The sequence below is a fragment of the Actinomyces urogenitalis DSM 15434 genome, from assembly GCF_000159035.1.
In the GTDB taxonomy this organism is placed as follows: domain Bacteria; phylum Actinomycetota; class Actinomycetes; order Actinomycetales; family Actinomycetaceae; genus Actinomyces; species Actinomyces urogenitalis.
The window spans coordinates 700689-703219 of the sequence record NZ_DS999576.1 but is presented as its reverse complement, the minus strand read 5'-3'; the positions used below and the strand labels follow the sequence as shown (position 1 = coordinate 703219).

The following is a 2531-nucleotide window of genomic DNA, read 5'->3' as shown; positions in this document are numbered from 1 at the left end:
AAGGGCCTCGATGACAGACTGGCTCGCGTAGGCGCGGCCCGCTGTTGGATTGCCTCTGCTCTCACGACTGGTGTGGAGACTCTGGAAGCATGACCTTGACCTCCTCCTGTGCTCTGGTCTAGGCCACGCCCGGTGCGTTCGATAGGATGCCGGCAGCGCATATGCGGCCTTGGATGGTCGTCGTCCTGAAAACGAAATGAGAGACAGCATGGCTGAGCGTTCTTCCCACGGTTCCCGCGGACCCCGCCGCAGCTCAGGAGGGGAGAGGCACGGTTTCGGTCGCGGACACGGTGGCCAGTCACGCCGCGGTTCAGGATCCTCCTACCGGGGCGCAGACGGATCCCGCGGCGAGGGCGGCTACAAGCGCCGGGACGCAGGCCAGGGGCGTGCTTACGGTGATGGTGATCGCCGCCGTTCGGCTCGTGACGGTGGGGACCGCGGCCGGTCCTACGGCGACGGTGAGCGTCGCACTCGGTCCTACGGCGACGGTGAGCGTCGCACTCGGTCCTACGGCGACGGTGAGCGTCGCGGCCAGGGTGGGCGCGGTTCCGGCTCGCGCGGCCAGGGTTTGTCTCGTGGCGGGCGCGCAGGCCGCGGCTTCGGCGGGCGTGACACGCGCTCGGGCGAACGTCGGGATTCCCGGCCGCCTCAGCGTCACCGGGTGCCTGAGCCGGCGGTTCCCGAGGAGGTTCAGGCTGCGGACCTGGAGGCCTCGGCGCGCCGCGAGCTGCGGGGACTGGGGCGTGCCAACGCTGAGAACGTCTCGCGGCACCTCGTCATGGTGCAGCGCCTGCTGGACTCTGACCCCGAGCTGGCCTTCCAGCACGCACGCTACGCGGCCTCTCACGCCGGCCGGGTGGCCGTGGTGCGTGAGGCTGCCGGCGTGGCCGCCTATCTCTCGGGTCACTATCAGGAGGCCCTGCGTGACATCCGCGCCGCCAGGCGTCTGTCCGGTCTCGACCTGCACCGGGCTATCGAGGCCGACTGTGAGCGGGCTCTGGGACACCTCGGGCGTGCGCTCAAGGCTGCCGAGGAGGCGGACCCACGTCAGCTCGATGACGTCGAGGAGGCCGAGATCGCGATGGTGGTTTCCGGTGTCCGTCACGAGATGGGCCAGACTGAGCTGGGCCTGATCGTGATCGAGGAAGCGATCATGATGTTCCGCGGCGACCGCGAGACCTTGCGCCGGCTTCACTCGGTGCGTGCGGATCGGCTGGAGGAGCTTGGACGCATCGAGGAGGCGCAGGCGGTTCGCCAGCGCATCGGCGAGGGCCCGCAGGACACTGAGCCGGAGGACGTCGAGGTCTACGACATCGAGGAAGAGTCGCAGGAGGAGCTTTCCGAGGCTGCGGAGGCCGCGGAGGCCGAGGTGCACGAGCCGCCGGCCGAGGACGACGACGAGCCGGATGACGACTCTGACGCTGAGTGGTCCGCGTCCTTCGCTGAGCGCGTGGAGGAGGAGATGGCCGAGCTGCTCGGCGAGACAACGCCGGCCACCGAGGCTGCCGCCTCGCAGGAGGAGCAGGCATGACCTCACCCGCAGTGCCCTGCGCAGCCACGCTCCTGGGCTCGCCGTCCCCGCTGTCCCAGGCCTACGACGTCGCGCTGCTGGACCTGGACGGGGTGTGCTTCGCCGGCCAGGCGCGCATCGACCACGCCGCGCAGGGCGTCAACGGCGCGCGCGGAGCTGGCATGCGCCTGTCCTTCGTGACGAACAACGCCTCCCGTGCCCCGCGCACGGTCGTCGACAAGCTCGCGGCCAATGACATCGAGGCCTACCCGACTGAGGTCTTCTCCGCCGCCATGGACGCCGCGGCGCTGCTGGGCGAGCACGTCGAGCCGGGCAGCCCCGTCCTCGTCATTGGTGGTGACGGTCTACGCCAGGCTCTCCTCGATGAGGGCTACCGCCTGGTGGACAGCGCTGAGGACCATCCGGTCGCCGTCGTCCAGGGCTGGGCGCCCGAGGTGGACTGGGTGATGATGTCGGAGGGCGTGTACGCCATCCGCGACGGTGCCCTCCACGTGGCCACCAACACGGACGCCACCCTGCCCACGGAGCGCGGTTTCGCGCTGGGCAACGGCAGCCTCGTCGTGGCCGTGGCCAACGCCTCAGGCAAGGACTACCTGGCGGGAGGAAAACCCTTCCCCGGGATCTACCGCCGGGCACTGGCACGCGCAGGCGGCTCTACGCCGCTGGCCGTCGGCGACCGCCTGGACACTGACCTGGTGGGCGCCCGCGCGGCGGGGATCGCTGGCATGCACGTCCTGACCGGGGTCTCGACGGCTCGAGACGTCGTCCTGGCTCCTGTCGAGCAGCGCCCGAGCTACCTGCACACCGACCTTCGAGGCCTCAACGAGCCTCACCCGACCCCCAGCCGCGGAGAGACGGGATGGTGGCAGGTCGGTGCCTGGGCGGCCCAGGTGTCCGGCGGCGTCGCGCGGCTGCGCAGCGAGCACGGTACCTGGGAGCTTGACCCCCAGGGCACGACGGCAGAGCTCGCCTTGGACGCCTACCGCGCCCTGGCATGCGC

The 2531-nt window shown here is 70.6% G+C and carries 2 protein-coding genes; both read left to right on the top strand.

What is annotated here, in order from left to right; translation table 11 throughout:
* Nucleotides 1-661 precede the first annotated feature (661 nt).
* Nucleotides 662-1531, top strand: coding sequence for a tetratricopeptide repeat protein (locus HMPREF0058_RS11210; RefSeq protein WP_006549912.1), 870 nt, complete (start codon nt 662-664; stop codon nt 1529-1531).
* Nucleotides 1528-2531 (top strand): HAD-IIA family hydrolase (locus HMPREF0058_RS11205; protein ID WP_006549911.1); only part of this gene is annotated, 1004 nt, incomplete at its 3' end. The genes HMPREF0058_RS11210 and HMPREF0058_RS11205, both read left to right, overlap by 4 nt.